Source organism: Paenibacillus sp. P22, from assembly GCF_000469945.2.
Lineage (GTDB): Bacteria > Bacillota > Bacilli > Paenibacillales > Paenibacillaceae > Paenibacillus_O > Paenibacillus_O humicus.
The window spans coordinates 1-5,177 of the sequence record NZ_CBRA020000221.1 but is presented as its reverse complement, the minus strand read 5'-3'; the positions used below and the strand labels follow the sequence as shown (position 1 = coordinate 5,177).

6 protein-coding genes are annotated in these 5,177 nt (G+C 59.3%); 2 read left to right on the top strand and 4 right to left on the bottom strand.

Annotation, left to right across the window (positions count from 1 at the left end):
- Positions 1-367 precede the first annotated feature (367 nt).
- Positions 368-799: a NucA/NucB deoxyribonuclease domain-containing protein gene (locus tag BN871_RS23610; RefSeq protein ID WP_048749337.1), complete on the top strand. Its 432-nt coding sequence runs from the start codon at positions 368-370 to the stop codon at positions 797-799.
- 72 nt (positions 800-871) lie between these two features.
- Here the strand turns inward: BN871_RS23610 and BN871_RS23605 are convergent, their stop codons facing one another.
- The 3 genes from BN871_RS23605 to BN871_RS23595 form a co-directional block, all read right to left on the bottom strand.
- Complete coding sequence (locus BN871_RS23605; RefSeq protein WP_048749336.1) at positions 872-1,600, bottom strand: amino acid ABC transporter ATP-binding protein; 729 nt, start codon at positions 1,598-1,600, stop codon at positions 872-874.
- Positions 1,593-3,029 (bottom strand): amino acid ABC transporter substrate-binding protein/permease, encoded by a 1,437-nt coding sequence (locus tag BN871_RS23600; protein ID WP_048749335.1) that lies wholly within the window; start codon positions 3,027-3,029, stop codon positions 1,593-1,595. The genes BN871_RS23605 and BN871_RS23600 overlap by 8 nt, the downstream gene beginning before the upstream one ends.
- A gap of 237 nt (positions 3,030-3,266) precedes the next feature.
- Positions 3,267-4,433 carry a phosphodiester glycosidase family protein gene (locus tag BN871_RS23595; RefSeq protein WP_069202432.1) on the bottom strand — a complete coding sequence of 389 codons (1,167 nt, stop codon included), beginning with the start codon at positions 4,431-4,433 and terminating at the stop codon, positions 3,267-3,269.
- 189 nt (positions 4,434-4,622) lie between these two features.
- Between BN871_RS23595 and BN871_RS28005 the strand changes: the two genes are divergently transcribed.
- Positions 4,623-4,772, top strand: coding sequence for a hypothetical protein (locus BN871_RS28005; protein WP_157053916.1), 150 nt, complete (start codon positions 4,623-4,625; stop codon positions 4,770-4,772).
- 76 nt (positions 4,773-4,848) lie between these two features.
- Here BN871_RS28005 and BN871_RS23590 read toward each other — a convergent pair.
- Positions 4,849-5,177 (bottom strand): S-layer homology domain-containing protein (locus BN871_RS23590; protein WP_048749333.1); only part of this gene is annotated, 329 nt, incomplete at its 5' end.

Sequence of the window (5,177 nt, the reverse complement as noted above, 5' to 3'; positions counted from 1 at the left end):
TCGCATGGAAGAGCTCGATCTTGGCCAGCTCCACTGAGCTTCCGCCGAGCCAAGGAAAAKCACCSMADTCGAGTCGGCCTGCCTGCGGCGGCAGCAGCCGGCTCGGCCGCACCTGCGCGCAAAGCCAAAACAATCATCAGCACCATCAGCGCCATCCCGATTCTCAGCTTGCCCATGCCTCCTCCTCCAAGCGGAACCGCATCTGCCCTAAAGGCCGTTTCTACAGTTTATAGAAGCTTGGAGCCGCTTAGACTAGCCCTTTCGGGCCTGCTTGTGACAATTCAAGTCTTTTTTTCCTCCTCCGCGCTGGTATACTTTTCTAGTACATACTTGCGGCGAAGCCACGGAAAGGAACAGGATCGACAACATGAAGAAACTTTTGCCGTTATGGAGCCTGGCCCTGCTGCTCCTGCTGGCTGCCTTCGCAGGCGGCTGCAGCATACAATGGGAGCAGACGCCCTCCGCTCCTGCGGGCCACGACGTCACGATCTATTTTCCGTCCGACCGCTACCCGGAGACGGCGGAGCATATCCGCAGCGCCGTCTCCAAAGGCGCCTCCTCCATCTGCACGATTGAAAGGGAAGGAGCGGAGGAGAACCGCAAGCTGTCGCTCAAAGGCGTTCCGACCAAAAAGAAATACGACCGGGACGAATGGCCGATGGCGATGTGCCGCGAAGGAGGCAGCGGCGCCGATGTCGCTTACGTCAAATCCTCCGACAACAGGGGCGCCGGCTCGTGGATCGGCAACCAGCTGAGCGACTATCCGGACGGGACGAGAGTCCGCATAGTCGTCCGCTGAGGGCCGGCCCTGTCGCACAAAAAAAAAAAGCGTTCCGCCCTGTCGCACAGGTGCGGAACGCTTTTTTTCACCCTACAATACCTTGTCCAGGAAGCTGATCGTACGCTCATGCTTCGGACTGCCGAACACCTGCTCCGGCGAGCCCTCCTCCACGATATAACCGCCGTCCATGAAGATGACGCGGTCGGCCACCTCGCGGGCGAAGCCCATCTCGTGGGTGACGATGACCATCGTCATGCCTTCGCGGGCCAGATCCTTCATGACGCCGAGCACCTCGCCGACCATTTCCGGATCGAGAGCCGAGGTCGGCTCGTCGAACAGCATGATGTCGGGGTTCATCGCCAGCGCGCGGGCGATCGCGACGCGCTGCTTCTGCCCGCCGGACAGCGAGGCCGGATAGGCATCCGCCTTGTCCGCCAGTCCGACCCGGTCGAGCAGCTTCAGGGCAGCGGCCCTGGCTTCCTCCGTCTTCAGCTTGTTCAGCTCCACGGGAGCGAACATGATGTTTTTGAGCACTGTCATATTGGGGAACAGGTTGAAATGCTGGAACACCATGCCGATGTTCTCGCGAACCTTGTTGATGTCCGTGCGGCGGTCGTTGATGTCCATCTCGTCCACGATGACCGTGCCTTCCGTAATGTCCTCCAGCCGGTTCAGGCAGCGCAGCAAGGTGCTCTTGCCGGAGCCGGAAGGTCCGATGACGCAGACGACCTCGCCTTCCTGGACCTTCAGGTCGATGCCTTTGAGGACATGGTTCGTGCCGAAGCTCTTTTTAAGTCCGGTGACGCTGATTTTACCCATTCTTGATCTTCCTTTCCATCCCGTCGGCAATCTTCGTCAGCACCGTGATGACGATGAGGTACATGACCGCTACCGTCGCCCAGATGTTGAACGACTCGAACGTGCGGGCGATGATGATCTTGCCCGACTGGGTCAGCTCCACGAGTCCGATGACGGACAGGATCGACGTATCCTTGAGCGTGATGACCATCTGGTTGATGAAGGATGGAATCATGACCTTCACCGCCTGCGGAATGACGATTTTGATCATCGACTTGCGGTAGGACAAGCCCAGCGAGCGCGCCGCTTCCATCTGGCCGCGGTCGATGGACTGGATGCCGCCGCGGATGATCTCCGTCATATACGCGCCGGCGTTGAGCGAGAGCGTCAGGACGGCCGCCAGGAAGAGCGGCATCTTGAAGTCGAGCGCCTGCGGAATGCCGAAATAAATGAAGAATGCCAGCACGATCAGCGGTATGCCGCGGAAGACGTCCACGAATACCGTGGCGATGCCGCGCAGCCAGCGATTGCGGCCGACCTTCATGAAGCCGAAGATCAGACCCAGAATGAAGGCGAAGAAGAGCGATACGATTGTGTACAGCAGCGTTTTGCCGAGTCCCTTGAGCAGCGCCGGCAGCGATTCGGCGACGAGCGCCCAGCCGGTCTTGTTCGCAGAAGCTACGAGGTATTTTTCTTGGATTTCTTTCAGCTTGCCGTTTTGCTCCAGGTTCGCAAAGCCTTGGTTGAACTTTTCCAGCAGCTCGGCGTTTTGGCCCTTCCCTACCGCAAAACCATAGGAAGCCCCTTCGGTCCGCTCACCGACCGTTTTCAGGCCGTTGTTCTGCTTGACGCCATACTCGAGCACGGGGTAATCGTCGAAGCAAGCGGCCGAGTTGCCCCCCTTGACCTCGTCGTACATCTGGGCGGAGTCATCGAACGGCACGAGCGTGAAGCCGTATCGGGCGCTGATGGATTCCGCATACGAATATCCTTCCGTACCGGTTTTGACCGCTACCCGCTTGCCCTTGAGATCCTCATAGCCTTTGATGGAGTCGTTGTCGGCCTTGACCGCCATGATCACCCCGGATGTGAAGTACGGAGTGGAAAAGTCGAACTTCGCCTTGCGCTCGTCGGTGATGCTCATGCCGGCGATGACGCCGTCCACCTGCTTCGCCTCCAGCGCCTGTACGGCCGCGTTGAAGCCGAGCGGCTTGATGTTGACCTTGAAGTTCTGGTCCTCCGCGATCGCCCGGATCAGATCCATGTCGATGCCGACATACTGGCCGTTGGCATCCTGGAACTCGAACGGAGCGAACGTGACATCCGTGGCGATGTCATACGTTTTGACGGCCTGCTCGGCCGCCGAAGCCGGCTGGGCGTACCCGGCCATTCCCGCCGCCGCAAACAGCACAACTGCCATTGTAAACCATAAAGCGCGCAATGATTTCATACAGACCTCCGCATTCTTTTTCAAACCGTACAAATGCTTATAAACGAATCCCCCACGATTTACGCATTCGGCGGGGATTTTTCATTGTACCAAATTTCGATGCCGTTTGCGAAAGGCCTCTGGATTAGCATGCCAAAAAGCCCCGGCGGAATACCGGGGCCAGCTTCATTCCGTTCCAGCGATTCAAAGGCTCTTTATCGCCTAGCGGAGCTGCGGGGGGATGTCATCCGCCTGCAATCATTTCACCAGACGGACCATCAAGGCGTTGCTCAGAAGGCGGCCCGGCCTCGTCAAATACTTGCCGTCGTAATAAAGGCCGCTCGAAGCGCCGCCGTCGAGATTCATCGCCTGCCAGGCGCCGAGGCTCTTCATCACGGCCGCCAGCTGCGGAATGGTCGCGCCTCCGGTCGTCACAATGATCAGCTTATGGTCGGAGGTCAAGCCCAGCGCGCTGCGGGAACCGCCGCCCGTCAGTATCTTCGGATCGCGGAAGCCTTCCGCCTTCGGATCAATCGCCGCAACGCCATCCTTCAGCAGCCTTGGTCCTGCCTGTACGGCTCCGTCCACGCCGCCGTCCCGATAGCGGGCTTCGAACTCGGCGCCGGACAGCAGCTCCGTCAGCATATTGGAATCGAAGGCGACGACCGTCTTTTTGTCGCCGGAGCTCTTGTAGAGCATCTGCCCTCCATTGAACAGGTAGCCGTAGGGATTTTTGACGCTGGAATCGGTATAGGCATCAAAGAAAGCTCCGTTGACGGCGAGAACCGCCCCTCCGCGCTTCGCCATCGCCGCCAGCTCTTCGGTGCGGCCCGCCTTGCCTCCGGCGACAGCCACCTCCAGGTCGACGCGGGGGTCCATCAGCGACACTGTCGCCGCCTGGACGGAGAAGCTTCTGCCTGCCGCCTTGACCGACTTGCTTTCGATGACGATCGGCTTTCTCGCCACGCTGAAGGCGCCTCTCGGCACGAGCGGCAGCCTGAGCTTCTCGCCGTCCAGAGACAGGGACACGGCATTAGCCGACACAAGCCGTTCCGTCCCGATGCCGAATTGCTTGCTCAAAAAGGAAAGGGGCACGTAAGCAGCCCCGTTTTCCAGAAAGGGAGCTCTATTCAGGGAGGCCTTCTCCCCGTTTGCGACGGCTTCTTTGTTGCCAATCGTCAGGACAGCCTTGCTGCCGTCCCGCACGATTTCGGCCGTCCCTTTGCCTGCGTCCCAGGACACGCTTACTCCGGGCAGCTGCTTGAGCGCGCGGAGCGGCACGAACGACGCGTCGGCGTCCGTGTATCCGTATGTTTTCTCCGCCGCTTGAGCCGGAACGGCTCCCAGCGCCAGGCCTGGAAGCAGCGATGCTGCCGCCAGCAGCAGCATTCCCCTCGATTTTCGGCTTGCAGATGATGTCTTCATTGCCTGACTCCCTTTCGTTCCAGCCTTGCTGTAGTCGCAGACCAACCGCACTGCAGCCGCGGTCCGGCCGCCTTTATTTATGTCGACCTCAACGCTTGCCGCTGTTAGCCTTTTCCGGAAGAAAGGGAGGATTTGGAAGCATGCGAGTGGAAAGCAATACCTTTGATAGCGATGAAAAGGGGGCTGCGCATGAAACGGTACAACGGCATCCTTCTCTTTCCGGCTGCTCTAGCAGATCCGCTGGAAAGGCATCCTGCTGGCGGCCATGGAAGGCTTGATGGTTTTCGTCTCCCTCCTTCTGCTTCTGGTCAAAAACATTCCCGCCTTCCGATCGATTGAAGGCAGGCCGTAACTAAAAAGCGGCAGCCGGACATTCCCGGCTGCCGCTTGCTCTTCTCCCTGCCTCCCGGCGGGCTCAGCCCCGGTCGAGCAGACGGGACAGGATGACTGCCATCTCCGCCCGCGTAAGCGGCTGATCCGGCTTGAAGGTCCCGTCAGGATACCCTCCCATCAGATTTTCCTTCACCGCTCTCTCAATGGCCGAGCTCGCCCAATAGCTGTCGGGCACATCCTTGAACGCCGATGCCATCGTGTTCCACCATCCTTCTCCTCCGAAAGATTCGTTGAAATCCACCGTCATGCCCGCAAGCTTCTGATCGTTGCTGTACTGGCGGATATTGGCGCGGCTGCTGAGCCTGCCCCGCAMCAGGMATCTATCCCATCCTTTTTTCCTATCCAAGGAGG